The following is a 24,006-nucleotide window of genomic DNA, read 5'->3' as shown; positions in this document are numbered from 1 at the left end:
ACTACCTCAGCCTACGCCTAATGGACCAGGAAAACCTCTTAATTAGTAATCCTGGTCCTGGATAATGGGCCATGGCCTTAACACGCCCATTAATCAACGCCCTGAATACTGACTCAACGCTTAAATCATCAAGCTCAAACACGGTATATGCAACACCAACGAGCTCAGGAACATGGGCATCACTATCAGCAACACCAGGCAAACCAAGCTCACGTGCGGTTCTTTTAGCCATCCAGTTAAATATAGGCAGGGCACCGGCATTAAACACCTCTATTGCGTGCCATCTATATTTTCGTGCGTCATCACCAATACCATGTCTTAATGCATCATAGGGATGCGCAGGTATTGCTACGCAATTATTTCCTGAAACCCAATCAAGTAGGTCAGGTATTGTCCTTGGTATATCATCATTACCTGGATAATCCCTACATAGCACTAGGACATCACCCCTTCGTGTTCTAACCTCATTACCAATAATGAATATGAGTTCATCATTACTTCCCTGTTTATGGTTATTTTTTAGGAATTCCAACGCCTTGAGTGAGCCCTTGAACGTGTCATGGTCAGTTATTGAGAGTATACCTATACCCCTGTCTAGGGCGTTTTTAATTACATCCCTTGGTTCGCCCCTGCCATCGCTATATACCGTGTGTGTATGTAAATCAGCCTTTACTGGCAGCGTCATTCTTGCACCCTTTTAATTCCTCGATTAGATTTCGTTCGATAACCTCTCCATTAGGTTCAGCCTCCTTAAATATTTGAGCTTCATAGACTAGCACTGAAGTGTCTTCATCCAACCAACAATCAGGAGGTAGGAATGCCTTCATGCACCCCTCATTTAGGAATGTCAGTGAGTCCCAACAATACTCAACAGGTACTTGAGGAAGCAATAACCCTGAGTAATAACCCTTCTGTATGACGATACCGTGCCTGCCAACCACGATCTTGTTAGGGTAACTCCTAGGGTTACCTGGCTCGAGTAGCTCGAGCGGACTTAGTACGGAGATTTCGAACGTCACGTTATTAAGCTCATCAGTGCTCATGCGTTCGAACCTAGGGTCCTCAGTGGCGGCGGCTATGGCGCTCCTAATAACTCCATTCACAGTATTATAAACGGCCTGTGGGAAGCCAATGCAACCCCTGAGTTCACCCCTCCTGTTCCTGCCCATGAATACCTCTATTGTTGTAAAGACGCCGTATTTATCCTTAAACAGTTTAGGCGGGGTATCGGGTGGTGCTTGGATTACCTTACCACTACGTAGGTACTCATAGACGGCCTTCCTGGCGAGTTTAACCAGGAATTCTCCCTCCTCAATACTGTACGGTTTGAACATTACTACCACTCTTTCCAGCTCTGGAGTTAAATAAATACACTATGCCAGTAATAATTCCTGATACAACAACGAGGAAAAGCATCAGTAGGTCTAACGCCTTATTTGTATTGCCGACAAGGAACTGCCCATTATCCATAAAGACCACGTAGTAAACTAATATTATGATGGTCGCTATGAATAATACTGTTGAGAGTACTACGGTATACCTCATTGCACTCCGCATAAAAAATAATTAATATAAAGGTTACTACGCCGAGACTTAACCAAGCAGGTTCTTTATTTTTTCATTGACGTTCTTAAACACACGTACATTGCTTAGGAAAATCATGTGAGCTATGTACTTGTTTAATTGATTAAGCATTCCAATTAGTTCACTAATCTTGTCGCTGGGTAGGTGGTCATCATCCAGTAACTTAACGGCAGTCCTCTCCGCCTCCCTGGCCTTGACCCTAAGCAGGTTAAGTAGTGCAGTACCCTTGTCACCCGGTATGAACCACCCCAACTCCTTACTGTCTAAATCACATGTTTTACTAATTAATTCCTTAATGGGCTTAAGCCATGAATCGTCGCCTGTGGCTAGGTAGGTGTTTAATGCAGCTGTCATTGCGGCAATAACCCTAAACTCATAATTATTGGTTTCCTGAATACCCCACTCAGCGGTTGCCTCAAGTTCATCAAGTCTACCCATGAGTTCGATGGCTGGGTGATCCTTCCTGAGTTTAATATGTCTGCCAAACACGATGACCTCACTGAATCCACCATCCCCCGGGCACCTTATTGATCCATCAATCCTCAGGCAATCAACAAATACGTTGGTCATAATCAAAACATGTGATCCATTATTGGGGAAATTAATATAGGTAGTACTTAATTTAATAACTCAATAGTTACTAGGGATACAGTAGGGGTGAATGAAAGTGAGTTTCACGTGTAGTATATGCGGAAGGCACGTAACGTTTTGGGAGGTAGCCTACATAGGGAATTCCCTGGTGATCTGCAGGAAATGCTACCCTGATTACTACGTAAAGCACTGTCCATTGGTTAGGAGGAGGTTATCCGGCGAATTGCCCCAATCATGTAATTATTGCGTTTACCGTAATAAATGTGACGAGTACGTGAAGACTGCAACACCAAAGACCCAGTAGAGTACCTTTGGACAAAACTTAATAATTATTCCATGCATAAACGACCTGGATGAGTAAACGGCCATGGATCATTGAGGAACTTAGCCGTGGTAACTACGGCGTCATGCATAGCTCAAGGTATGGGGAGACGAGGGGGGTAATATGCTGCGAATGGTGGTGCGAGGGCTACTGGGCCTCGTCTGGATACTACGATCTATGCAGCGATAAGCCAGTAATGCCAAGCAAAGCCAGCAGTGTTCCCTCCCTACTTAGGGGCTTTGCAAGTCCATCGTCATTTCCCAGGAGCAGGTTGTTAATATCATTATGGTCCTTGGCCCGCAATATCGCCCGAAACTCCCTAAATAGATCCACAATTAATGAATTACCAAACATACCTGAAGGGATCACCAGCACTAGGGTCAATAGTGACGTACTAATAGTGGGCGGTGGCTTAGCCGGTCTATCAACAGCCAAGGAATTAAGTAAACTTGGGTTAAGGGTTACGATTGTTGAGGGTGAGAATTACCTTGGCGGTCACTTGGTGGTTGATGATGCTGAAATTAAGGATCTAGGGCATGGCAGTGAATTTATCAGCAAGTTGAGTAGGGAGGTCAGCGATAAAGTTGCTGTGCTAAATGGTGTTGTCTTTGATGGGTTCCTTGAGGATGCTGTTATTGGGCACTCCAGGGACTCCTCAAGGTTATACATATTCAGTTATAAGTATCTAGTCCTCGCCCAGGGATTCAGGGAAGTCCCGCTGGTCTTTCCTGGTAATGGCACTCCGCGAATGCTCACCGGTCTGACAACACTTAAGCTCGTTAAGTGGTGGGGCTTTAGGCCCAGGAAGGTCTTGGTTTGGGGTAGCGATGATTGGGGTGTTAGGGTAGCCATGAACCTTGTTCAATCAGGAATTGAGGTTTACCTAGGTGATAATTCCGCTGTCATTAGGAGTGACTTATATAGGGATAAGGTTGATTCTCTCGGTATCAAGTCTCTCATAGGCATGAACATAACCGATGCAGGGGATTCAGGTGGTGGTTTAAGGCTTGTCCTGGAAAACATAAGGGGTAAGAAGGCAAAGAGGCAGGTGAGGGAGGAGGTTGTTGTTGATGCCGTTGTGAGCGCCGTGAGGGTCCCCGTCATTGATCTACCGGCACAACTCAATGCCTCCATAGCCTATGCCCCGGAAATAGGTGGTTTAGTACCCAGGAGAGGCTTTACCGGCGATCTTGGCCTTGCCAATGTATACGTTGTTGGTGATGCGGGTGGCTTATTACCTGAGTTCCTAGTAGTGAGGCAGGCACGGGTAACTGCATTGAGCATAGGCATGAAGGAGGGCTTGGTTACCCAAGACGTTCTTGATAAGGAACTAGTCGAGCTCAAGAGGGAACTGGTTACTACTAATTCATCCTACTATAATGTAATACTTAGATTTGAAGAGGGGCTTCAGGGCAGTGGTTATTACGCTGAGCCTAATGTGGTGCATGCGCCAATGTGGGCTACCGCTGGGTCTGTTGAGGACGTGGAGAATGCCCTGAGGAGTGCTAGAAGGCAATACCTATGTTTCTGTGAGGATGTTACCCTAGACGATGTTCTAGAGGCCACTAGAGTACTGATGCATGGAAAGAGGGTTAGAGTTAGGATCCTCCATGGTGAGGAAGAGGAGTATAAGTCACTAAGGTTGCCAGGTATGGAGAGGATAAAGAGGACCGTTGGTTTAGGCACTGGTCCCTGCCAGGGTAAACTCTGCCTAATTAGCACGAACCTAATACTAAGCTTCATATACCAAAAGAAACCCAGTGAACTTGGTTTACCGAGGATTAGGTTCCCTGAGGCATCAATACCAATGGCTACCCTTGCGGGTGGTGAGTGATGAGCGAGGGTCGTGGATTAATCTCGTTAACGGCGGATGCCGTGGTCATTGGAGCAGGCATAGTTGGTTTGGCGACAGCCTACTACTTAGCCCGTAGGGGTTTCTCCGTTGTTGTTCTCGAGAAGAGTTACGTCGGTTCTGGAAGCTCAACAAGGAATGCGGGCAGGTATAGGGTTCACTTTGGGAATAGGGAGAATACTGAGTTCGCGATCAGGGCAATTAGGAAGCTGGAGTCCCTCAGCGGTGAGCTTGGTTGGAATGGGGTATTCGAGAGGGCCGGTTACCTATGGCTTGCCAGGCGTAAGGAGGTTCTTGAGCACTATGGAAAACTTAATGAGCAGTTATGGAAACCCATGGGCGTGCCCGTCCAAATACTCACTGTGGATGAACTAAGGGATAGATTTCCATACATAAATACGCAGGGCATAGTGGGCGCCATCTTTGGGCCTCAGGATGGTGCCTTCCACCATGATTACCTGGTGATGGGCTATTACGAAAGGTCCCTAGACCTGGGCGTTAAGGTATTTGAATACTCCGAGGTGAAGAATATAGGTATAGAGAACGGTAGGGTTACAAGCGTCTCAAGTGGTGATGTCTTTGTGAGGACGAAGAATGTCATATTCACGGCTGGTGCATGGACTGGGGAAGTCATGAAGAGAACCCTTAACATCGACATACCAATAAAACCCGCTAGGAGGGAGATCGGTATTACAGAGCCTGTGAGGCCATTAATCAACACATACGTCATAGATACTGAGACTAATCTATACGTTGGGCAAACCATGAGAGGAGAGATATTGGGTAGCGTTGAGCTTGAGGGCGGTGAGGGCTTTTTACCATATGGAAATACATTTACTTGGTTAACCACGTGGGCTAGGGAAACAGTGAAGTTGATCCCAAGCCTTAGGAATATAAGAGTTATGAGAATATGGTCTGGTTACTACGAAATGACCCCTGACCACAGTCATGTAATGGGTAGGTCAAGCACATGGCCGGAGGGTGTTTACGTACTTTCCGGTTTCTCAGGGCATGGTTTCATGCTTGGGCCATATGCCGCTGAATTACTCGCTAGGTATATCGCTGATGGTGTTGTTGATCCCATAATGAAGCCCTTCCTACCAGATAGGTTCGCCACCGGTAACCTCATTAAGGAGTTACTCGTTATTTAAACGTGCCTTCAACGGATTTCCTTCGTTACTTGGCATGTTAATAGGTTGTATTATTCATGTGTGATTCATGAAGTATCGTTTAATTAATGTGTTTGGGTAATTATTAACCGTGGTTATTACTTAACCATGACGATGGAACAAAACACTACTGATATTGCGGTGGGCATAAATAAGGTGGAGGCTGGGATAAATGAGTTGATTAGTAAGTTGGCTAATGTGGTTGATCCAAGGCTTGTGACGAGGGAGCCGCCCATGGATGTAATCGATAATGGTGACTCAATAATAATACTCGCTGATCTGCCTGGCGTTAAGAAGGATAGTATTAAGGTTAGGGTTGGTAATAACTATGTGGAGATTGCGGCTGAGCCACAGCCATTGCCAGTTGTCGGTAAGGCCGCTAGGCTGGAGAGACTAAGTAATTTTAGGGTATATAGGAAGGTGGAGCTTGGTGTGAGGCTTAAGGTTGATGGGGCAAAGGCGGCCTATAGGGATGGCGTGCTTCAGGTAATTATTCCTAAATTAGGTAGTATAGCCGAGACGGAGGTTTTAATAGAATAGTTATGAATATGGCTTAAATATTTCATCTCTAAAAACCATGTGATTAATAATTACTGATTTATTAGGATAAGGTATTTATAGGGGTCTAATTATTAGTTCGTGATGTCTATAGTGAAATTTGAGCCGGAAACAAGGAGGGTCCAATTAACAGGTGGTGCAACACTAATAGTGTCCCTGCCAAAGGAGTGGACTAGGCAGGTTGACCTTAAGCCAGGCGATGAGGTATTGGTAATACCGCAGCCAGACCTATCATTGCTTATAGTGCCCAAGAAAATGGTTAAGGCGCCATTACTTGAGTCATCAATAAACGTGACCCAGGACGTATCTAACATGGATCACCTCGAGAGGGTCCTACTGGCCCATTACCTGTCTGGTTATGATCTATTTAAGCTTAACTTCGACATATCGACATTAAACTTGAAAAAGCAGGTTAAGGATGTAGTCCGGAGGAAGCTGACCGGCGTTGAGATCATCGAGGAGGGCAGAAACACACTCGTCATTCAAAACCTCGTTAATGTCCCTGACATTAATATTAAGGATATAATCATAAAGCTCGTGAAGACCGTGGTTGGCATGATAGATGACCTTAAGGTCCCTGTGGAGAATGGTGATGGTTCAATAGCCATGGATATAATTGAGAGGGATAACGAGGTTGACAAATTCTACTGGCTACTAAATAGGCAGTTAAAGAGGGTCTTGGTCAGTAAGCACGCCCTCAGTCTGTCTGGTATTCAGGACCCAAGGAGTATCATTGAATACGCTATAATCAATAAGTCGCTGGAGAGGGCGGCTGACCATGCTGTCAAGATAGCCAGGGAAATAGTCAACCTGGAGAATAAGTACGTGCTTTTAATACCGCAGGATCTTCGACAAAGCTTCAGTGACCTGCTCACCAAGGATTCAGCAATAATGAATAACATTGGCAAGGTCATGATGGAGAGACTAGACACTAAGGAAGTTAATTACATAATTGATACGGTGAAATACGAAATCCGGACAACCACGGATTCACTGGGTTCCTCACTGGCTAATTACAACTTAACCACACAGGCAGCTGCATCAGCAAAGTTAATACTAGATAGCATCTACAGGATCGCTGAGTACGCGTCGGACGTTGGTGAAGCGCTACTTAACCTAGCAATCGAGCAGTTCAGTTAATATCCCTAAAATCAATGGTTAACCTTCAAAAAGACCATGGTTATTATATCCTCGAAAAAATAATGAGATGCCTTAATCATGACCAACCTATAATTGCAATCCCTCAGTAATTTAGTGGTTTCCTCCCAATTCGACAAGGAGGACTGCGTTAACACAATTAGGAGGGCATTACCGCCACATGCATGGGTTATTAATTGCCTGGTCACATTATTACCATCGGGGCCGCCGAATATCCTCCAATCCTCATCCCAACTACCAGGGAGATATGGAGGGTTACTAACAATAACGTCAATACGAACTCCACCTCTAATCGCATCGAGGACATTCATCGAAACGACGTCAGCATATTGATAAAGCCCGTTATTAGCGAGGTTAATTCTAGTGTTAATTGCGGCGCTGCGATCATGATCTATTGCGATGATCCACGCGACGCGCCCCTTATTCATTGCGCTCAGTAGTGCCGTTAATGCCAATACACCGGTGCCTGAACCTACATCTATTACCCGCGGCTCTTCATTACTCACGTAATTACCCACGATCCAGCTAAGCAACTCAGCCGTTTGCCATGAGTCCTCAGCTGGGGAGTAAACGTTGTCTAGTATTACGATCCTCATCTTCACTTAAACAGGGCAATGTATATTATGACTGATGGTATTAGTAGGAAAATCGTTTCAAAAAGCAGGGAGTACTCCACGGGTTTTCCCGAGGTCATTGAGAGCACGGTGGCAAGTACTATTAAGCTGGCGAGGGGCAATAAAGCCTTCAGTAGGGCGTCAATTATGGAGAGCGGTAATGGTGCCACCCAGGGCGTTATTAACGTCATTATTGTTGGGTATAATGACATCGGTATCAACGAGGCGAGGATCCCGCTCAGTAACTTGAGGTCTATGATCTCGCTACTAAGCAAATACCTGTAAATGAATAGTGCAATGCCTAGGTAGGCCAGTATCGACACGGTGGTTATACCGACAGGCACTAGGTAATTACTCTCAACGAAGATAAGTAGTAATAATTCATAACCCTGCATGAATGCCATAACTAACCCAAGGACTATTATTATGGTTGAGTAGATAAGGAGGGCGTTTGGTCCAAGCCTATACATGTTTATCGTCAGCGGCCTCATAAGTAGAATATTGGTTAATTCCTCGGACTTTGCACCAGGTTTCCTGGGGCCTTGAGCCAATATCCCATCGGCTTTCTCAATTAATGCCCTTCCCTTACTGGTTATCTTTACGTACGGGCCATCCTTAATGATAAGTCCATTGGCCTTCAAGATCTCAATGTCATAGTAAAGAGACGAGGCGGGCGCATTCAATAATTTCCTAATGTCCGAGATCTTCATGGTACCCTGACTAATCAATAACCTAAGTATCTGCACTCTCCTTGGTCTCAATAATATGACACTAAAATCATCAAAGTCCCTACTCATTGTAGCAATACTTATAGAGTAAGTATAAAAGAGTTCTTTCGGGAGAGAATTACTGTGGTTGGTTTTGAGGATTTGAAGATCTCACTGAGCACATACATAATGAGGAGCAAGAGGGTTAGCCACCAGGATCTATTGAAGTGGGCATCCGCAAATAAGATTGGTAATGTACTACTTTACCTACTTATCAGGGAATTAATTCGTGAAAAGAAACTCAAATCATCAGGGGAGTACGTGGTTGGTACAATGAGGATTGGAGGCAATGACATTAAATTATCAATACCAACATACATAGAGGTGCCTGGGGAACCGGCAAAAGCCGTAGCGCCCGTTAAACGCCAAACCAGGCAAAGAACCAGCAGGAGTTCGAGTATCCTTGAGGTAATTAAGGAGGAAAGACAGACCGAGACAAGGGAATCCAGTGAAATTAGGGAAAGCGCCCCTGAGCAACCAAGTAAGGCGGAGACTCCGCAAAGGCAGGAACCCACCAAGGTGGAGGAGCATGGTGAAGCAACCACTGAGGAGGGTAGTACTAAGCCTAATGAGACTGGTGGGGTAAGTAGCCCTGCCATAAACATTGAGAGGCCTGAGAATTATGATTTTTCCTTCACATCAACGGATAGCCTTGTGGCGGCGCTTAGGAGGGTTATTGGCGAGGAATTACCGCAGAATAGGGAGGATGCCCTCAAGGTGGCCATGGCGATGTTGACCTACTTATATAGGTACTGGAGTGTTGGTGAGTTGAGGCTAAAGATCGATATAGCCAAGCAGTTTGGTGGCATTAATGAGAGTACGCTTAGGATTGAGGATAGTGTTTTAAGGGCACTTAGGAAAATGGGGCTTGTGGAAGTCGTGGAACCTGGCGTGGTTAATAGGATTAAGGAATTACCCAAGGATTTTGTTAAGGTCAGACTTGACTCCCTATTCACCTAGTCCTATGCGGCGATCTGCCTAAGCCGCTCCGGTGTCGTGTATACCTCTGTCCTGTGTCCCTTTGAAACGAGTACCAGTGTTCCCTTGCCCGCGAGCGTCCTCAATATTTGGTAGGCAACACTTATCTTTGTGTTGAATCTATTCGCCACCAAGTATGGCGTTACGTACTCCCATTTCGTGACCTCCTTCTCAACGTCACTGAGTAGTTTAGGCTCCACCAGGGAGGCTTTGGCGGTTTGTCTTTCCTCAGCTGTCGTCTTCCTGCCCTTGGCTGCCGGCTTCGCCGGCGCCGGTTGTTGCTTGTCCTGTTTCTTGGCTAATTGTGATAATGTTGGTTTCTTCTTTCCACCCATGCCTGATCGATTAATTGACTTAATGCACCCATTTATAAACTATACTTCATAACCTCCATGAGTTTGGTATTACGCCTATGGTTGTGTCGGAAAGGTTTTTTAAGTGCTTTTTTAAATCATGAATAATGCCAAATCCCACCTATCGTATTGAGAATATTGTTGCTACGGTAAATCTTGGCGTTGATTTAGACCTTGACAAGCTCGCAGAGAGGCTCCCCGCGGCTGAGTATAACCCCGAGCAATTCCCTGGCTTGATCCTCAGGCTTCAGAGGCCAAAAATATCCGCGTTGATCTTTAGGACGGGTAAGATGGTGTGCACGGGTGCTAAGAGTGAGAATGAACTTAAGAGAGCCGTTAAGGAGTTAGTTAGGTTGCTTAATGAGCATGGGGCTGACGTACCAATCACGCCGGAGATTCAGGTACAGAACATAGTGGCCTCCGGCAACCTGCATGCAGAGGTCGATATTGAGAAGTCGGCCTTGATGCTCGAGAACTCGATGTACGAGCCCGAGCAGTTTCCTGGCCTAATCTATAGGATGGATGACCCAAAGGTCGTCCTCCTAATATTCAGCTCCGGAAAGATAGTGTGCACAGGCGCCAAGAAGGAGATGCAGGTTAAGGACGCAGTTTTTAAGATTCATGATGTGCTTAAAGACATAGGGGCGTTGTATGAGGAGGTCAGTAAGGAAGAGGAGGAGTTTTAGTTATGTACCTGGAGGCAGTGCCTGTTATTGACCAGGACATAGGGCGAATACCAAGGTTAGTGTTTACGGGTAAATTAGCAATTGAGATAAATAACGAGGTCAACACAACGCTGGTTAGAAAAATAAAGTCCCTGGGTAAGGAGGTAATCGGTATTGTCAGGATCAATGATGAACTTCACGCAAAAATACCAAGGGCAATCAACACATTTGACAGATCCATAATAATACTGGGCCCTGGTGTTGGTTATTCCTGGCTTAGGTATGTGACGAGTCTCGTAAACACGGTCGTTGGGCTTACGCTGGATGCATTGACGAAATTCATGGAATTAAGGCCACACCTACTCAACCTACCCAATGAGTTATTTATAGACCCTGTAATCAGCAACAGGGTTCCCATATTGCCTGGAGGGATACCAAAACCCATTGTTAATTGGCTAATCGACTACGTGGACTCAGGGGGGGACTTATATGTATTAATTAGAGGGGGTACGGTAAACAGCATAGACTTGGTCTCCCGCTCACGGCTCGTGTTCACCTATGACATAAAAACAGCAGAGATGTATAACAGTATCACCAGGAGCAATTCCACTGACGATAATAAACTAATCATAAATGCCAACTGCGACTTCTGTGGCAAATCAATAAATCCACTATGCATCCTATTATGCCCAAGCGTGGACTTAGTTAGGGAGATGAGGGTTGACTAAATCATGAGTCTGCCAAAGAGAAAGGGTTCGGCACACGAGAGGGCTTTGGCAAATAAGTTATGGGATATGGGCCTAGCCGTTCTCAGGGGTTGCTCATCGGGCGGTGGCGTTAGGAAGAGGTTTGTACCTGATATAGTCGCCATGGGCCCTGGCTTCGTATTAATATTCGAGGCTAAGTACAGATCAGAAAGAAACCCCATAAGAATCGAGGAGGAGAAGATAGCCAGACTACTTGAGTTTGCCCAGAGGGCTAAGGGCGATGCCTACGTTGCCATAAAGTTTAGGGGAGACGATTGGCGTTTCCTCCCTGTCACGAGTAAGGAGGGCCTTCTCGTTAAACCCGAGGATTTAGGTAATGCCTATACACTTGAGCAATTGATCAACAAGTACATGAGCAAGTCATTAATGGAATACCTAAAGTAACCCAGCCAGTAACAATTAATCTTTAATAATATTCATTAAATGGATTAGTGGTGGCATCATCAATACAACGCGAATTAAAGGAGCTTGTGGATAAAGTACTTAAGAACCTTGAGACGAAGTCATTGAAGTTCACGCGGGTTAGTGTAAGGGATTCGAAACAAGGGCTTGAGGTCAGTATAAAGATATACCTTGAACAACCAATGAGGTTTGCCAGTATTAATGAATTAATAAAGGCATTGGTAGACAAGTATGGTATTGCAATTGATGACTTAATGATATACGCACCGCACTCAAGGGCCATCAAGCTCCTCCTCACAATTAAGAGGAGGTGATCGCGTAAAACTTATTTAACATTAGGAACTACCTAGGTTAATGAGTGCGCAATCATACATTAAATGGCTTGGTCATGCGGCCTTCGAGATAATGCTAAGCGGAAAGAAGATACTAATAGATCCATGGATCTCAAACCCACTATCTCCGGTATCCCTTAATGAAGTTACGAGTGTTGATTACATTCTCGTAACGCATGACCACTTTGATCATTTGGGCGAGACCGTGGATATAGCCAAGAGGACCAATGCCACTGTTATCGGCGTATTCGAACTAGTGAATTACCTGAGCGAGCAGGGTGTTAAGAACACCATAGGTATGAATGTTGGTGGTTTTGCTAAGTTATCGAGTGAAGTCGAGGTTTACGTAACACCTGCGCTACATAGCTCCAGCAGGGGAGTGCCCGTGGGTTTCATAATAAAGGCCCCCGAGGCCACGATATACCATGCTGGGGACACGGGGCTCTTCAGCGAGATGGACCTACTGGGCAAGTTATTTAAGATTGATGTCGCCATGCTACCAATAGGCAGCCTCTTCACCATGGATCCCAGGCAAGCAGCCTACGCATTAACACTATTGAGGCCGAGGGCAGCAATACCAATGCATTACAATACATTCCCAGACATTAAGCAGGACCCACAGCAGTTTAAGGAACTTGCGGAGTCAATGCTTCCCGACGTTAAGGTATTCATTCTAAAGCCAGGCGAGATTTTACAATTGCCAATCAAGTAATTAATCGCTACTAAGCCCTTAATACTTAAATTTCCTTCAGCACATCGTTGTTGGTATGGAGAATTTTGATGTTATAGTGGTTGGCGCAGGCACAGGTGGTTCCTATGCCTCATATATACTTGCCAAGGCAGGTTTTAATGTAGCCCTCATAGAGATGAAGAGCAGGAACAAGGTGTTCAAGACTACGGGTGATGCCATCGGTGTTCACCACATTGATCGAATGGTAATTAAGCCACCGAGTGACGTCTTCATGATACGGTATGAAGGCGCGGAGCTCTATAGTCCTGACCTATCCATAAAGTACGTGGTTCTCGGCAAGGGCTTCGGACTAGACATGGCTAAATGGGCTAGGTGGCTTATAGGAGAGGCTGAGAGGGCTGGTGTTCATGTGCTCGATAACCATAAGGTTCAGGGACCAATAATAGAGAATGGTTCAGTTACCGGCATTAAGGTCTTGAAGCCTAACGGTTCTGTTGAGGATTTCAAGGCTAAGGTCGTCATTGACGCCAGCGGCGTTGGCGCCGTCGTCAGAAGTAGGCTTCCCCGCGAATGGTGGGTTTCGGAACCATTATTACCTGAGGACGTCTCTAATGCGTATAGGGAGGTGATACAGGTTGATTATGAGATCGAGAGACCAGAGTACATAAGGATATACCTTGATTCTAAAATAGCTCCTGGTGGTTACTGGTGGTTGTTTCCGAAGAGTTCAAACACAATGAACATTGGGCTTGGTCTATGGGGTAAACTAAGTGAGGAGAATGGTATAAACCCGAGGCATAATTACGATAGGTACCTAGCCAACAGCCAATACACTAGGGGTAGGAAGATAATTCATGTGGGTGGTGGTATTGTACCGACACGTAGGCCATTACCATCGCTAGTAGCCAATGGATTCCTTGCGGTTGGTGATGCCGCGGTTACCGTGAACCCAGTACATGGTGGCGGTATAGGGCCTGCCCTTCTCTCGGCTGAGTTGGCTTCAAAGGCCGTGATTGATGCCTTTGAGAGGAACGACGTATCAGAGAGGGGCTTGTGGAAGTATAACCTTGAGTACTTGAAGGCCTATGGCACAAAGCAGGCAATGCTTGACGTGTTTAGGTTAATGCTTCAGACGCTCACTGATGATCAACTCAACAGAGGTCTAAGGGCAAGGCTCCTCACTGAGGACGAGGTATTGGAAATATCAGAGAGGGGTTCATTGGAGTTATCATTTATTGACAAGTTGAAAATAGGCCTACGCCTAATGAAGGTACCTGACGTCGCATCCAAATTAAGGCTTGCGTTGAGGTACATGAATGAGATAAAGTCTTTATACGAGACATACCCAACGGATCCCAGCGCCTTGTCCAGTTGGTATGGAAAGGTGGTGAACGCATATAGGGAGTATGCAAGGGGACTTGGTTTATCCCTTAAATGGTTATCTAACGCTTAATACCCTAGGCACATTCTTGTCAAAGGGCGGGTATATAATTCCCCTCTCAGTTATTAGTGCGGTCACGTACTTAGGAGGCGTAACATCAAACACTGGGTTAAACACAGGGACATTCTCAGGGGCTATTGGAACACCCCTTATCTTCCTAACCTCATCCGGATCCCTCTCCTCAATCTTCACATCCTCAACCCTACTCCTTAGGTCGAAGGTTGATGAAGGCGCTATGGCGTAAAATGGTATACCGAGCTCATGGGCGATCACGGCCTCCTTAAAAGTGCCGATCTTATTATAAACATGCCCATCCCTGAGTATCCTATCTGCACCAACCATTACACTATTCACCATACCCCTATACATTACGTAACCAACTGCCGTATCAGCTATCAACGTGACCGGTATACCATCAGCCATAAGTTCATACACGGTTAACCTGGCGCCCTGAAGCCAAGGCCTTGTTTCAGGCGCAATCACGGAGACCCTAATACCCAGTGCATGCGCAACCCTTATTGGTGCCGTGGCAGTGCCAATACCTGTACCTGTGGCTAGACCACCCGCATTACACTGTGTCAGTATGGTGTCTCCGTCATTTACCTTCTCAAGACCATAAATCCCCATTCTTAATTCTGCGTCAAACTCCTCATCAAATATAGCCTTAGCCTCCCTCTTCATTACGCCAAGTAATTCTCTCACGCTCTTGGCGCTACCGTTATGTATGGCGTTACTGGCCGTACTAAGCATCCTTTCCGTAGCCCAGAATAGGTTTTGAGCAGTTGGTCTTGCGGCATTCAAAGCGTCTCTAGCCCTCGCTAGTTCATTGAGAGCTTCATCAAGTGTTGATGCATTGCCATGGGCTATGGCTAGCACCATTCCGTAGGCCGCGGTTATTCCTATCGCCGGTGCTCCGCGGACTATCATTTGCCTAATTGCGTCGGCTGTGGATTGTGGATCCCGTAACTCCACGTACGTCTCCTCAAAGGGTAGCTTTCTTTGGTCAAGTAATACTAGGGTGTTGTCACTGTCTCGCCATATTATTGGCCTCAGCCTTGGGTTTATCTTACTTTTCAATTCCTCAATATCAATCCCCATACATCAATGATGAACAATCAATACCTTTTAAGTCTTTTTTAAGAACCCAATAAGTCTCAACCAAGGTACTTCTCACGTAAGTAATTAAGCAGGTAAGTTGGGTTATACGTGTCGTTAAATGACCTCATCAGCAACTCCTTGGGTGGATATATGGCACCATACTTACAGATCTTATCCCTAAGGAACTCCCTAATCTCATTAAACCTCCTGCCCGCGACCTTATCCCTAAGCCCAGGTAGCTTTGCATATATCATGCCAGCAACAACATTACCCAGCGTGTAGGTTGGGAAGTAGCCGAAGGATCCCTGGGACCAATGAATATCCTGAAGAACACCCTCAGCATCATTCCTAGGCCTAACACCCAGGTACTTATCCATAAAGTCATTCCATAATGACGGCAAGTCAGACACATCAAGCTTACCAGCTATCAATCCTTTCTCAACCTCATAACGAAGGGCTATGTGGAAGTTATACGTAACCTCATCAGCATCAACCCTAATCAGGCTCGGCCTAACAATATTGAAGTACCTATAAATATCCTCCTCGCTATAGTCCCTAAGGAACGGCAACCTCTCCTTGAGTAACGGGTATATTAAATGCACAAACTCCCTACTCCTACCAATAATATTCTCCCAAAACCTAGATTGGCTTTCATGAACGCCCATGGAGACACCACGGCCCACTGGCGTCATATCAAGGGATGGGTCAATCATTAACTCATACATTGCATGCCCGCTCTCATGGATAACGGAGAACATGGTTGACCTAAAGTCCCTTCCCTCATACCTAGTGGTTATCCTCACATCATTGATTGATATACCTGTTGTGAATGGGTGGGCCGATACATCCATCCTGAACCTACTACCCACAGGCATCTCCAGTACCCTAAGTAATTCCTCATTGATTGACTTCATTACATTTACATCATAGGGCACATCCTCAAGCGGATGCCTACTTGGGTACTTGCCCTCGCTCATTATCTTATCAAGCAACGCCTTTAGGTTGGGAAGTAATGTGTTAAAGACATGATCAGCGTCATTAACTGTGAATCCCTCTTCATATAAGTCAAGGAGTGCATTGTATGGGTGCCCCTCATAACCAAGCTTATCCGCAATAGTTCTCTCCAACTCAAGGATCTTCGATAAATACGGCTTAAACTTACTGAAGTTGGATTCCCTCCTGGCCTCTCTCCAGATGACGGCTGCCTTTGTTGCTGTCCTATCAAGCTCCTCAAGTACCTCAGGAGGTATCAGGGTATAATACTTCAATTCCCTATCTAGAACTCTAATCACGCCCTTTTCAAGGTCGCTGAGGTCCTTGAAATCCCTATACTTACTAACCAAATCTCTAAGCCGAAGTAGGTACTCCCTCCGGATCAGGGTTAATTGCGCCAGTGCCTCACCGCGTGCGGCGGTGCCCTCAACTGGCATGTTAACCTCCAAGTCCCACTCCAGTAATGACCTTGCGTGATCAATTGCCCACACAGACCTATACTCCCTCAATAATTCGTCTATCTTCATTAGTCGGTTACTACGTAGAATCCTAATTAAGTGTTTCCCTTGTTGCATGAATTTACCAATAGGGAAACCAGGTTATACAGTCGGATAGCGGTCCTTAACTTACTCAGTGATAAGTTACCAAGCCCTAACTCCCTCTTGATATCGCTTATTAGGGAACCGCAATCGCCCTGGTTAACACCCAGTTTATCGCATACGCAGTTCCAATCGTTGCAATTAATTACCGCATCCATGATGGCCCTAGCCTTGGCATCGCATGATTTCGTGGCTAACGTAAACACCGTATTTATTAAGTCTCCAACGGATTCGTAAATGACACTCTCAATGACGGTCCTTAACTCATCAATTGTTAAAACAACGGCCTCCTCAAGGTTTATCACAGAAACACCTAACTCATCAGCCAATGCCTTACTTGAATCGTTGCTGAAACCCCTGGCAACGATCAATGGCTTAGCGTTCAATACCTTGGCATTAACATATGCCTGCCTAATGGCGCTCACATCAACCTTACCCGACTTAACCTCAACGGCATACTTATTACCTGCGTTGTCCTCGGCAACTATATCGACCTCGCCAACCTCAATTCCATTAACCGTAACCCTGGCCCTCTTATCAAGGACCTTAAGCCCAAGCCTACTCAGTAGTTCGGCAACGTAATCCTCGAACTTAATGCCTACATTAGCCATCATTAACTAATGCGCAAGCCCTTTAATTAATTTTGATAAGTATTTCTTAAGTGATGATGGTTTGCAGCCCTGACTTGTGACGAAACCGCTGAGGACTGAGTTAGAGTTGAAGGTCCGTCGGTGGGTTCTTCATGATATTTATTACGGATTCCCTGAGTTTTACGTATTGATTAATGGAATTACTCACCATGTAATTCACTTCGTCCTTAGTAAAGGCGCCTGTCACCTTTTGTATCGACACAATACTACCGCCAGCCACGCCAGTTATGTAGGCGCCATCAGATAGGTCCTCCTCCTCACGTATGGGATCCACAAGGAGGAAATTACCAATCTTAACATGGGTTATTGTTAGTGGTAATTTATCCATGTTCAGTGACAGCGGTGATCTACTACCCCTATCTATTCTTAGTATATTACCTGCTGGGTCGAGTTCAACCTTAGGCAATGCCGTGTTCATTAATGCGGTTACTGCGGCTATTGTTGATGCGTCCACGAGATTACCATCGTGGTTAAGCACATAAACATCAACCCAGAGAAACCAGGCATGCTTGCCAGTGACTATTGATAGAGACTTGAAGTTCAGGAAGCCACTGTGCCTTATCGCCCTATCCACCACCCTGGCAACCTCAATTGCATTCTCATCAGGTGGCCCAGGCTCTACGTCTGGGGACGCCGTAGGCGCGATCTCCAGGTTTACGATTAATGCGCCCTCATCAGGCGTGTCCTCAAAGGGCTTTCCGATCTCAACCTTGACACCCGCCATTACCTTGGTATTACCGAGGGATACCAGTGAACTCCCGTCAGCAGTCTTCACAACCCCAACCCTAATACTCAATGCCCTATAATCATTCAGGCCCCTATTATCGATCCTAACGCCTTGCTCGATCATCTTCTTCATAACCTCCTGCTTAAGCTTTGGAACAACGCCCTTCTCCTGAGTTACACTTAGCATTCAAAAAGCGGCGCTACCTAAGCCTTTTAATTTTATTTGTTTCGATATTAATGGTTTTAAGTCATCAATGAAACTGATGGCTCAGTATACTTACTCTTAAGTACGTCCTTCTGCATCTTATAGATCCTTTCAGCAGCCTTAAAGGCGAGCTCAACCGCCTGATTAATCTCACTAGGTAGCCACTCACCATCGGCCTGCATGAGTGTTATTAAACCATGCCCATACATGATTGCGAAGGGCATGTCACCCTCACCATACTGATCCTCAAGTTGGTTTAGGTCAACCACTATGGTGCCCGATACCTTTCCTATGGAAACACCAACGAGCAAATCCCTCATTGGGATCCCAGCGTCAGCGAGGGCTAGGGATGCCGCTGTTATTCCAGTGACCCTGGTACTACCGTCAGCCTGCAACACCTCTAGATAGACATCTATGGTGGTCCTCGGAAACCTCTCAAGGATCACCGCAGGCTCCAGGGCAGTCCTGATTACCTTAGATATCTCAATCTCCCTCCTAGACGGTGTAGGGCTCTTTCTACCCTCTGAGGTACTAAACGGCGTCATGTGGTACCTAACCCTCAGTATTGCCTTATCAGGTAATTCAAGGTGCTTCTGAGGCACCTCCCTAGGTCCATAGACAGCGGCGAGTATTACCGTATTGCCATAGGCAACCAATGCGCTACCTTCGGCATTGTTTATCACACCCACCTCCATCTTCACCGACCTATGCTCATCGGGTAACCTACCATCGCTCCTCCTTCCATTAACCAACAACGGCACTGGGGATTGCTTACCCATTGCTTTCCTGGATATTCTTTGATATAAAAGCATTTTTAAGGGGTGAATTCTCCTTTTCCTCGGTATGGTTACAATTAGGGAGGCTCGGGAAGGCGACGTGGAGGTATTGGTCGACCTCGCGGTCAGGTTAAAAAGACTAAATAGTGAATTTGACCCGTTATTCAGTGCAAGGAATGATTGTGCAGAGCGCGCCAGGGAGTACCTAGTAAACGCGATTCGTAATGGCAAGGATCATTTGTTACTCGTTGCCGAGGACATGGGTAAGATAGTTGGGTTCGTAAAGGCAGACATTAGGGAGAGGTTCTTTTATTCACCGAGTGTTGAGGGCGCCATCGTCGATTTTTACATAATGCCTGAGTACAGGCGTAAGGGGTTGGGAAGGATGATGCTTGAGAAGGCCATAGCAATGCTTCGTGAGAAAGGTGCCCAGTTAATAACAGCTGAATTCCCAACACAGAACCAGATAGCCATAAACTTCTACAATAAGATGGGGTTCAGGTCACTCGTCAGTATTTACGCCAAGGAAACCTAGGTTCAGGGAAGGTCAAAAACCCTCGCAATCCAATCACCCATTTTATTACCAACCATAACATAGGCCTTCACCCTTGGGCATTCATCCCTTATTACTATGGGTACTATTATCATACTGAAGGCTAGGTTATTGAGTCTCGTTATTTTTGTGGCTATTGGTTCAAGCCTATCCACAGCCTCCCTAGCCCTAGGTGCATAATTACTGTTGGTAATTATGACCTCGCCAATCAAGGCACCGACGGGCTTACTACCCTGAATGATCAATGCGTAATCATCATACAACTGCGCAGTTACGGAGCCCAGGTTCACAGTTACATCAACATCATTTAGGAGACTCATCATATGAAAACCCTTATTGTTCATTAAATAATTGAAGATTGCAACAACCTGATTCAGCGTGCAACCTCTCGGTAGATCCAACGCAGTGAAGCAACCACCATTCCTTAGGTAATTCCCAAGGGCCTTGGTGTAGTAAAGGCACTTAAACTCGTCACCACTCATTATGATCTCCAGCAGGTTTATCGTGTAATTGATCTCATCCCTCCTGGTTAAGCCCAGAAGCTTTATTGCATCATTCATTGGGTAGCCCTCGGCCAACTTATCGATGACGTCCCTCAACATACAATTCCTAATGGCTATCCTATACAGCAAGTTAGGTAATTCCTGACTTCCGTCAATCACGGCCTTACCCAACTCCTCAGCCTCCCTGGTTAATCTGCCCTGCTTCCAAAGGCCCAACGCTGACAGTGTTGGTACGATCACCCTGTAATTCGACCTGCTAAGCCCATGCGTATCCAAGTATTTCAGTAGATTCTCTGTGGCGTCACCCTGGTTATTCTTCGTAAGAAAAGCCACTATGTCCAGGAGCTTCATTACCGGTAACCTAATGTACCAACCCCTCAGGGTGCATGCACTTGACTTTAGGGTTTCCGTATTTTCCTTAATTGACAGTAAATCCCTGATCTCATTAGTCAGGGAATTAGTGAGTTCATCAATCGAGCGAGCCTTTAGGATCCTTGTCACTCCATCACCCTCAATAATCACTTGATACTCATCACCCTCCTGAATAATCCTGATGCTTAAATCCACGATCACCACCTTCACCCGAGAATATTTAAAATACTCATTTTAATCACAGCGGATAATACCTCTTATTATGTTAATGCTCACGCCGCATCTACGTAGGTGGGCTACCCAACCTTGGATGGTGAGGTTTCCTGTTTTATTGCCCCGCCTTGCCCGTGGTGAAAAACCACGGGTATTGGTGGAGCTCCACAGGTAGTAGGGGCGGCTCTCAACCCCATGCCTTAGGATGTTAATGCCTGCGTTCAGGTCCCTATCAATGATTAACCCACGCCTAGGGCACTTGAACACCCTATCGCCTAGGGTTAACTCATCTAAACTCCTTCCCATGCCTTTACTCATTTGCCACCTAATGATACGTATTAATTCACCGAACCCAACATCCATCAACTCCTCCTCAAAACCCCCACTTGACTTACCCTTTCATACAGTCTACTCAGGTCTTTGAGGCACCGCTCCTTCTAATCCTAGAGGACTACATATCCCTGCCCTAGAAGGGGGCGAGGTTTTAAGTACGTTATAAAATACTTTAAATGCCCTTAATAATAGGCATCCATAGTATGCAGGATAGCGTAATTACCGCATTGGAAGTGTTAATAATGATTGGTACGGCATTATGGGCTGTGCAGTACTTCGTTTCAAGAAGGGTCCATGCATATGAAAAACCAACATCCGTAAATATGCAGGTTGAGAACCTTCCCAAGGTGTCCATTGTACTACCCGTTTATAGGGAGAGGAAGCAGAGTATTGAGAAGACACTTGACAGTGTCTCGTCACAGAACTATCCCAAGAACCTACTGGAGGTTCTAATCGTTATTGATAAGGATGATGTGAACACGTTCAATGAAGCGTTAAGGGCCGCTGGGAGGTTCCTGAGTTCATTAAACATAAAGGTCATAACCAATGATAATGCCGGGCGTAGGCTTAAGGCCATAGCCATGAACACAGCCATGAAGCACACCAGTGGCTTGATCATTGGCTTCTACGATGCTGATGACGTGTTCCCAAACGACCAAGTCCTTAATGCCGTACTGTTAATGATGGAGAGGGGTTACGCAGCAGTGGGTACCAGGGTGTATAGGTATAGGGATAGCGTGCTTGGTGGTTTGATGTACCTGGAGTCAATAATTTGGTATAATGCCATAGTTCCGTTTTTGAGGACCACAATTAAAGTAACACCGCTGTCGGGTGAGGGGCTCTTCATAAGGAGGGATGCCGTTGATTTCGTGCCCCATAGCATGGCTGAGGACGCCCTATTATCATTTAAGTTGGCTAGTCGAGGTTATTCCATTGGGCTCCTTGACTCGTACGTATACGAATTAGCACCATTGAATATAACTAGCTTCATAAGACAGAGAATTAGGTGGAATAAGGGTTATGCCCAGAACCTGGTTTTGTTGTTTAGGCAGGGCGTTCAATTTAATTACGCATTGAGGGTAATAATGCTTTACGTATTCATTGTGCTACCGCCGGCGCTACTCGTGGGCTCAATCATAGGTTTTATCCTTGTGGCTTATATGGCGATAATAACCAAGGCATACACCATAGCCATCCTATACCAATTAGCGCTCGCGGTTATAATGTCGGAGATGATGGTCCTTTACCTAATGCGTGACTTCATCCATGAGAGCATGAATATGGGCGAAGCCATAGTGTTACTACCCATTTACTGGTTGTTGCTTGGCGCAGTAACAATAACATCACCGTTAGTACCCATTAATAATTGGCTTAAGACCACCCGTTAAATATTAACGATACTCACATGACTATTAACAGGCGCAACCTTACCGCTCATTATTACTTGGTAACCCACCTTCCTGGCGACCCTATCTACAATGTCTACCACGGCGCTTAACTCATCATGTGCAAGCCCCAAGTCAATACCATCAATAACCAACACAGAACCCGGAGGAGTAAGCACCAGCTGAACAATCACTGGTAATAATGCCTTCAACTTAAGACCAGCATGGTACATGGGGACCCACTTGCCATTAACCTTAACGTAACCCGAAACCCTCTTCGGCGCAGTGAACCCAGCCTTTATATCCTCAATGCCCAACTCACCAATCAAGCCCTTTACTTCACCGTACACGCCCTCATACTCAGGTCTCGTCTCTATAACAGAGAGTTGATGCACGGTATACTGTCCATCAGAGCCCACGGAATTGCTCGGTAAATCCACGGTCGTCTCATAATCCCTCTTCCACCAACAGACCCTACCCTCACCAAGGTAATAGAACTTATTCTTAAGCATGTTCCTAAGTACAAACATTAATGCGATGGCCCTCCTTGATTGATCGCCATCACAGACCATGAACGCATCCTCATGCATTACATGGGTAGGCGCAATACAGAGCTTATTAGTCGCTGGGTGTCTCATTACGCCGTCATTACCCACCTTCTCCACAATAGCCACAGGCTCATTGTCCAGGTACACCTCCTGCCTAACCCAGTAATCCCTAAACCTAAAGCTGTAGTGATAACCTATGATAGAACCCCTCCTCAACTCAAGACCAATGCTGCGGCCAAGCCCCTCGCCATCGCCATCAACCTCGTAATAAACACCCACGGTAACTGTTCCATCGGGATTTAACCCGTAAACCAAGTCCTCAGGTTCATGAATAACTAGGAAATTACCCTCAAGGACAAGCCACTCCTCACCCCTACTCTGCATTAGGAGTGCCAGGGCTTCCATTAGGCTTGTTTTCCCTGAACCACTACCGCCAACAACCATGGTGTTACCATTAAAATTAATGGATGCCTCCCTTCCTAAGCCCTTAAATCCCTTAACCACCGCCTTTACTAGTCTCGTCATCGGCATCAACCAATGCGTAGGCTATTATTAGTATTCCGCTCACATTACCTAGGTTCACATTACTAACGTTTATACCGACCTGCCTAACCCCATGTGAGCCAACCATACTATCCAGCTCCCTTAATGCCTTGTTTAATGACTCATCAAGTCTATTTAACGCGACATCCAGCTCCACGCCCCTTGTCATTTGCCCAACGCTTGCGCTCAGCGGTATGAACCTCCTGACATGCACTATCTTCGTCATTACAATACCCCGTATAAAACTAAAAACACCTATTTATAC

General features: G+C 45.8%; 30 protein-coding genes. 14 read left to right on the top strand and 16 right to left on the bottom strand.

From position 1 onward, the window contains the following. Nucleotide 1: 1 nt before the first annotated feature. From Vsou_RS06160 to Vsou_RS06145, 4 genes are read right to left on the bottom strand one after another with little or no spacing between them, the layout of a single operon-like run. Nucleotides 2-685 carry a PHP domain-containing protein gene (locus Vsou_RS06160; RefSeq protein WP_188602218.1) on the bottom strand — a complete coding sequence of 228 codons (684 nt, stop codon included), beginning with the start codon at nucleotides 683-685 and terminating at the stop codon, nucleotides 2-4. Beyond that, the gene (locus Vsou_RS06155; protein ID WP_188602219.1) at nucleotides 663-1,334 is read right to left on the bottom strand and encodes a TIGR00296 family protein; all 672 of its coding nucleotides are present in this window, start codon (nucleotides 1,332-1,334) and stop codon (nucleotides 663-665) included. The genes Vsou_RS06160 and Vsou_RS06155 overlap by 23 nt, the downstream gene beginning before the upstream one ends. Beyond that, nucleotides 1,312-1,545 carry a hypothetical protein gene (locus Vsou_RS06150; protein ID WP_054843088.1) on the bottom strand — a complete coding sequence of 78 codons (234 nt, stop codon included), beginning with the start codon at nucleotides 1,543-1,545 and terminating at the stop codon, nucleotides 1,312-1,314. Before Vsou_RS06150 ends, Vsou_RS06155 begins: the two co-directional genes overlap by 23 nt. A 48-nt stretch (nucleotides 1,546-1,593) precedes the next feature. Then, on the bottom strand, nucleotides 1,594-2,154 hold the full coding sequence (locus Vsou_RS06145; RefSeq protein ID WP_188602220.1) for an ATP:cob(I)alamin adenosyltransferase: 561 nt from the start codon (nucleotides 2,152-2,154) through the stop codon (nucleotides 1,594-1,596). 91 nt (nucleotides 2,155-2,245) lie between these two features. Here Vsou_RS06145 and Vsou_RS06140 point away from each other — a divergent pair, with 91 nt between their 5' ends. The 5 genes from Vsou_RS06140 to Vsou_RS06120 all read left to right on the top strand — a co-directional run bounded on the left by Vsou_RS06140 (nucleotide 2,246) and on the right by Vsou_RS06120 (nucleotide 7,216). Then, complete coding sequence (locus Vsou_RS06140; RefSeq protein ID WP_188602221.1) at nucleotides 2,246-2,479, top strand: hypothetical protein; 234 nt, start codon at nucleotides 2,246-2,248, stop codon at nucleotides 2,477-2,479. 49 nt (nucleotides 2,480-2,528) lie between these two features. Next, nucleotides 2,529-4,331: an FAD-dependent oxidoreductase gene (locus tag Vsou_RS06135; protein WP_188602222.1), complete on the top strand. Its 1,803-nt coding sequence runs from the start codon at nucleotides 2,529-2,531 to the stop codon at nucleotides 4,329-4,331. Next, complete coding sequence (locus Vsou_RS06130; RefSeq protein WP_188602223.1) at nucleotides 4,331-5,500, top strand: NAD(P)/FAD-dependent oxidoreductase; 1,170 nt, start codon at nucleotides 4,331-4,333, stop codon at nucleotides 5,498-5,500. Before Vsou_RS06135 ends, Vsou_RS06130 begins: the two co-directional genes overlap by 1 nt. 126 nt (nucleotides 5,501-5,626) lie before the next feature. Further along, entirely contained in the window at nucleotides 5,627-6,058 is a 432-nt protein-coding gene (locus Vsou_RS06125) for an Hsp20/alpha crystallin family protein (protein WP_229709648.1), read from the top strand. Between the two features lie 102 nt (nucleotides 6,059-6,160). Then, on the top strand, nucleotides 6,161-7,216 hold the full coding sequence (locus Vsou_RS06120; protein WP_054843094.1) for a phosphate signaling complex PhoU family protein: 1,056 nt from the start codon (nucleotides 6,161-6,163) through the stop codon (nucleotides 7,214-7,216). An 11-nt stretch (nucleotides 7,217-7,227) separates the two neighbouring features. Here the strand turns inward: Vsou_RS06120 and Vsou_RS06115 are convergent, their stop codons facing one another. Both Vsou_RS06115 and Vsou_RS06110 read right to left on the bottom strand, forming a co-directional pair. Continuing rightward, entirely contained in the window at nucleotides 7,228-7,830 is a 603-nt protein-coding gene (locus tag Vsou_RS06115; RefSeq protein ID WP_188602224.1) for a methyltransferase, read from the bottom strand. Between the two features lie 2 nt (nucleotides 7,831-7,832). Then, entirely contained in the window at nucleotides 7,833-8,645 is an 813-nt protein-coding gene (locus Vsou_RS06110) for an ArsR family transcriptional regulator (RefSeq protein ID WP_188602225.1), read from the bottom strand. Nucleotides 8,646-8,699: 54 nt separating this feature from the next. Between Vsou_RS06110 and Vsou_RS06105 the strand changes: the two genes are divergently transcribed. Then, on the top strand, nucleotides 8,700-9,575 hold the full coding sequence (locus tag Vsou_RS06105) for a PolB1-binding protein PBP2 family protein (RefSeq protein WP_188602226.1): 876 nt from the start codon (nucleotides 8,700-8,702) through the stop codon (nucleotides 9,573-9,575). Between the two features lie 2 nt (nucleotides 9,576-9,577). Here Vsou_RS06105 and Vsou_RS06100 read toward each other — a convergent pair whose 3' ends face one another. Next, the gene (locus Vsou_RS06100) at nucleotides 9,578-9,928 is read right to left on the bottom strand and encodes an eS25 family ribosomal protein (RefSeq protein ID WP_188602227.1); all 351 of its coding nucleotides are present in this window, start codon (nucleotides 9,926-9,928) and stop codon (nucleotides 9,578-9,580) included. 125 nt (nucleotides 9,929-10,053) lie between these two features. Between Vsou_RS06100 and Vsou_RS06095 the strand changes: the two genes are divergently transcribed. From Vsou_RS06095 to Vsou_RS06070, 6 genes are read left to right on the top strand one after another with little or no spacing between them, the layout of a single operon-like run. Further along, the gene (locus Vsou_RS06095; protein ID WP_188602228.1) at nucleotides 10,054-10,632 is read left to right on the top strand and encodes a TATA-box-binding protein; all 579 of its coding nucleotides are present in this window, start codon (nucleotides 10,054-10,056) and stop codon (nucleotides 10,630-10,632) included. Nucleotides 10,633-10,634: 2 nt separating this feature from the next. After that, entirely contained in the window at nucleotides 10,635-11,339 is a 705-nt protein-coding gene (locus Vsou_RS06090) for a hypothetical protein (protein WP_188602229.1), read from the top strand. A 3-nt stretch (nucleotides 11,340-11,342) separates the two neighbouring features. Beyond that, nucleotides 11,343-11,762 (top strand): Holliday junction resolvase Hjc, encoded by a 420-nt coding sequence (hjc, locus tag Vsou_RS06085; RefSeq protein WP_188602230.1) that lies wholly within the window; start codon nucleotides 11,343-11,345, stop codon nucleotides 11,760-11,762. A 50-nt stretch (nucleotides 11,763-11,812) separates the two neighbouring features. Beyond that, nucleotides 11,813-12,094 carry a hypothetical protein gene (locus tag Vsou_RS06080; RefSeq protein WP_054843277.1) on the top strand — a complete coding sequence of 94 codons (282 nt, stop codon included), beginning with the start codon at nucleotides 11,813-11,815 and terminating at the stop codon, nucleotides 12,092-12,094. Nucleotides 12,095-12,134: 40 nt separating this feature from the next. Continuing rightward, complete coding sequence (locus Vsou_RS06075; RefSeq protein ID WP_188602231.1) at nucleotides 12,135-12,824, top strand: metal-dependent hydrolase; 690 nt, start codon at nucleotides 12,135-12,137, stop codon at nucleotides 12,822-12,824. A gap of 55 nt (nucleotides 12,825-12,879) precedes the next feature. After that, nucleotides 12,880-14,256, top strand: coding sequence for a digeranylgeranylglycerophospholipid reductase (locus Vsou_RS06070; protein WP_188602232.1), 1,377 nt, complete (start codon nucleotides 12,880-12,882; stop codon nucleotides 14,254-14,256). Here the strand turns inward: Vsou_RS06070 and Vsou_RS06065 are convergent. The 5 genes from Vsou_RS06065 to rrp41 form a co-directional block, all read right to left on the bottom strand. Next, the gene (locus Vsou_RS06065; protein WP_188602233.1) at nucleotides 14,242-15,342 is read right to left on the bottom strand and encodes an S-methyl-5-thioribose-1-phosphate isomerase; all 1,101 of its coding nucleotides are present in this window, start codon (nucleotides 15,340-15,342) and stop codon (nucleotides 14,242-14,244) included. The two genes, Vsou_RS06070 and Vsou_RS06065, sit on opposite strands and share 15 nt — an antisense overlap. Before the next feature lie 56 nt (nucleotides 15,343-15,398). Further along, complete coding sequence (locus tag Vsou_RS06060) at nucleotides 15,399-16,862, bottom strand: carboxypeptidase M32 (RefSeq protein ID WP_188602234.1); 1,464 nt, start codon at nucleotides 16,860-16,862, stop codon at nucleotides 15,399-15,401. Between the two features lie 26 nt (nucleotides 16,863-16,888). Next, on the bottom strand, nucleotides 16,889-17,545 hold the full coding sequence (locus Vsou_RS06055; RefSeq protein WP_054843278.1) for a restriction endonuclease: 657 nt from the start codon (nucleotides 17,543-17,545) through the stop codon (nucleotides 16,889-16,891). 100 nt (nucleotides 17,546-17,645) lie between these two features. After that, nucleotides 17,646-18,497, bottom strand: a complete 852-nt coding sequence (rrp42, locus tag Vsou_RS06050; protein ID WP_188602235.1) for an exosome complex protein Rrp42 — start codon at nucleotides 18,495-18,497, stop codon at nucleotides 17,646-17,648. 56 nt (nucleotides 18,498-18,553) lie between these two features. Further along, nucleotides 18,554-19,294, bottom strand: a complete 741-nt coding sequence (rrp41, locus tag Vsou_RS06045; protein WP_188602236.1) for an exosome complex exonuclease Rrp41 — start codon at nucleotides 19,292-19,294, stop codon at nucleotides 18,554-18,556. A gap of 64 nt (nucleotides 19,295-19,358) precedes the next feature. Here rrp41 and Vsou_RS06040 point away from each other — a divergent pair, with 64 nt between their 5' ends. Next, nucleotides 19,359-19,826, top strand: a complete 468-nt coding sequence (locus tag Vsou_RS06040; RefSeq protein WP_188602237.1) for a GNAT family N-acetyltransferase — start codon at nucleotides 19,359-19,361, stop codon at nucleotides 19,824-19,826. A 2-nt stretch (nucleotides 19,827-19,828) separates the two neighbouring features. On the opposite strand, the gene Vsou_RS06035 is transcribed toward Vsou_RS06040, so the two are convergent. Together Vsou_RS06035 and Vsou_RS06030 are read right to left on the bottom strand one after the other, a co-directional pair. Further along, nucleotides 19,829-20,914, bottom strand: a complete 1,086-nt coding sequence (locus Vsou_RS06035; RefSeq protein WP_188602611.1) for a hypothetical protein — start codon at nucleotides 20,912-20,914, stop codon at nucleotides 19,829-19,831. A 39-nt stretch (nucleotides 20,915-20,953) separates the two neighbouring features. After that, nucleotides 20,954-21,295, bottom strand: a complete 342-nt coding sequence (locus Vsou_RS06030; protein ID WP_188602238.1) for a transposase — start codon at nucleotides 21,293-21,295, stop codon at nucleotides 20,954-20,956. 173 nt (nucleotides 21,296-21,468) lie between these two features. Between Vsou_RS06030 and Vsou_RS06025 the strand changes: the two genes are divergently transcribed. Then, the gene (locus Vsou_RS06025; RefSeq protein WP_188602239.1) at nucleotides 21,469-22,653 is read left to right on the top strand and encodes a glycosyltransferase family 2 protein; all 1,185 of its coding nucleotides are present in this window, start codon (nucleotides 21,469-21,471) and stop codon (nucleotides 22,651-22,653) included. On the opposite strand, the gene Vsou_RS06020 is transcribed toward Vsou_RS06025, so the two are convergent. Continuing rightward, the gene (locus tag Vsou_RS06020; RefSeq protein ID WP_229709650.1) at nucleotides 22,650-23,723 is read right to left on the bottom strand and encodes an AAA family ATPase; all 1,074 of its coding nucleotides are present in this window, start codon (nucleotides 23,721-23,723) and stop codon (nucleotides 22,650-22,652) included. The two genes, Vsou_RS06025 and Vsou_RS06020, sit on opposite strands and share 4 nt — an antisense overlap. Further along, nucleotides 23,695-23,967, bottom strand: a complete 273-nt coding sequence (locus Vsou_RS06015; RefSeq protein WP_188602241.1) for a hypothetical protein — start codon at nucleotides 23,965-23,967, stop codon at nucleotides 23,695-23,697. The genes Vsou_RS06020 and Vsou_RS06015 overlap by 29 nt, the downstream gene beginning before the upstream one ends. Between the last annotated feature and the right edge of the window lie 39 nt (nucleotides 23,968-24,006).

Origin of the sequence: Vulcanisaeta souniana JCM 11219 (assembly GCF_026000775.1) — an archaeon.
Classification (GTDB): domain Archaea; phylum Thermoproteota; class Thermoprotei; order Thermoproteales; family Thermocladiaceae; genus Vulcanisaeta; species Vulcanisaeta souniana.
The sequence above is the reverse complement of the archived record's forward strand: the minus strand, read 5'-3'. Positions and strand labels throughout refer to the sequence as shown.

Excerpts from the sequence above, each read along its gene's own strand:
- Vsou_RS06135 (WP_188602222.1), top strand. The coding sequence starts at position 2,529 with ATGAGTAAACGGCCATGGATCATTGAGGAACTTAGCCGTGGTAACTAC.
- Vsou_RS06145 (WP_188602220.1), bottom strand. The coding sequence starts at position 2,154 with ATGACCAACGTATTTGTTGATTGCCTGAGGATTGATGGATCAATAAGG.
- Vsou_RS06030 (WP_188602238.1), bottom strand. The coding sequence starts at position 21,295 with ATGGATGTTGGGTTCGGTGAATTAATACGTATCATTAGGTGGCAAATG.
- Vsou_RS06060 (WP_188602234.1), bottom strand. The coding sequence starts at position 16,862 with ATGAAGATAGACGAATTATTGAGGGAGTATAGGTCTGTGTGGGCAATT.
- Vsou_RS06055 (WP_054843278.1), bottom strand. The coding sequence starts at position 17,545 with ATGGCTAATGTAGGCATTAAGTTCGAGGATTACGTTGCCGAACTACTG.
- Vsou_RS06155 (WP_188602219.1), bottom strand. The coding sequence starts at position 1,334 with ATGTTCAAACCGTACAGTATTGAGGAGGGAGAATTCCTGGTTAAACTC.
- Vsou_RS06070 (WP_188602232.1), top strand. The coding sequence starts at position 12,880 with ATGGAGAATTTTGATGTTATAGTGGTTGGCGCAGGCACAGGTGGTTCC.
- Vsou_RS06065 (WP_188602233.1), bottom strand. The coding sequence starts at position 15,342 with ATGGGGATTGATATTGAGGAATTGAAAAGTAAGATAAACCCAAGGCTG.
- Vsou_RS06130 (WP_188602223.1), top strand. The coding sequence starts at position 4,331 with ATGAGCGAGGGTCGTGGATTAATCTCGTTAACGGCGGATGCCGTGGTC.
- Vsou_RS06125 (WP_229709648.1), top strand. The coding sequence starts at position 5,627 with ATGACGATGGAACAAAACACTACTGATATTGCGGTGGGCATAAATAAG.
- Vsou_RS06115 (WP_188602224.1), bottom strand. The coding sequence starts at position 7,830 with ATGAGGATCGTAATACTAGACAACGTTTACTCCCCAGCTGAGGACTCA.
- Vsou_RS06095 (WP_188602228.1), top strand. The coding sequence starts at position 10,054 with ATGCCAAATCCCACCTATCGTATTGAGAATATTGTTGCTACGGTAAAT.
- Vsou_RS06090 (WP_188602229.1), top strand. The coding sequence starts at position 10,635 with ATGTACCTGGAGGCAGTGCCTGTTATTGACCAGGACATAGGGCGAATA.
- Vsou_RS06140 (WP_188602221.1), top strand. The coding sequence starts at position 2,246 with ATGAAAGTGAGTTTCACGTGTAGTATATGCGGAAGGCACGTAACGTTT.
- Vsou_RS06075 (WP_188602231.1), top strand. The coding sequence starts at position 12,135 with ATGAGTGCGCAATCATACATTAAATGGCTTGGTCATGCGGCCTTCGAG.
- Vsou_RS06015 (WP_188602241.1), bottom strand. The coding sequence starts at position 23,967 with ATGACGAAGATAGTGCATGTCAGGAGGTTCATACCGCTGAGCGCAAGC.
- Vsou_RS06025 (WP_188602239.1), top strand. The coding sequence starts at position 21,469 with ATGCAGGATAGCGTAATTACCGCATTGGAAGTGTTAATAATGATTGGT.
- Vsou_RS06100 (WP_188602227.1), bottom strand. The coding sequence starts at position 9,928 with ATGGGTGGAAAGAAGAAACCAACATTATCACAATTAGCCAAGAAACAG.
- Vsou_RS06020 (WP_229709650.1), bottom strand. The coding sequence starts at position 23,723 with ATGACGAGACTAGTAAAGGCGGTGGTTAAGGGATTTAAGGGCTTAGGA.
- hjc (WP_188602230.1), top strand. The coding sequence starts at position 11,343 with ATGAGTCTGCCAAAGAGAAAGGGTTCGGCACACGAGAGGGCTTTGGCA.
- Vsou_RS06120 (WP_054843094.1), top strand. The coding sequence starts at position 6,161 with ATGTCTATAGTGAAATTTGAGCCGGAAACAAGGAGGGTCCAATTAACA.
- rrp42 (WP_188602235.1), bottom strand. The coding sequence starts at position 18,497 with ATGCTAAGTGTAACTCAGGAGAAGGGCGTTGTTCCAAAGCTTAAGCAG.
- Vsou_RS06160 (WP_188602218.1), bottom strand. The coding sequence starts at position 685 with ATGACGCTGCCAGTAAAGGCTGATTTACATACACACACGGTATATAGC.
- rrp41 (WP_188602236.1), bottom strand. The coding sequence starts at position 19,294 with ATGGGTAAGCAATCCCCAGTGCCGTTGTTGGTTAATGGAAGGAGGAGC.
- Vsou_RS06110 (WP_188602225.1), bottom strand. The coding sequence starts at position 8,645 with ATGAGTAGGGACTTTGATGATTTTAGTGTCATATTATTGAGACCAAGG.
- Vsou_RS06150 (WP_054843088.1), bottom strand. The coding sequence starts at position 1,545 with ATGAGGTATACCGTAGTACTCTCAACAGTATTATTCATAGCGACCATC.
- Vsou_RS06040 (WP_188602237.1), top strand. The coding sequence starts at position 19,359 with ATGGTTACAATTAGGGAGGCTCGGGAAGGCGACGTGGAGGTATTGGTC.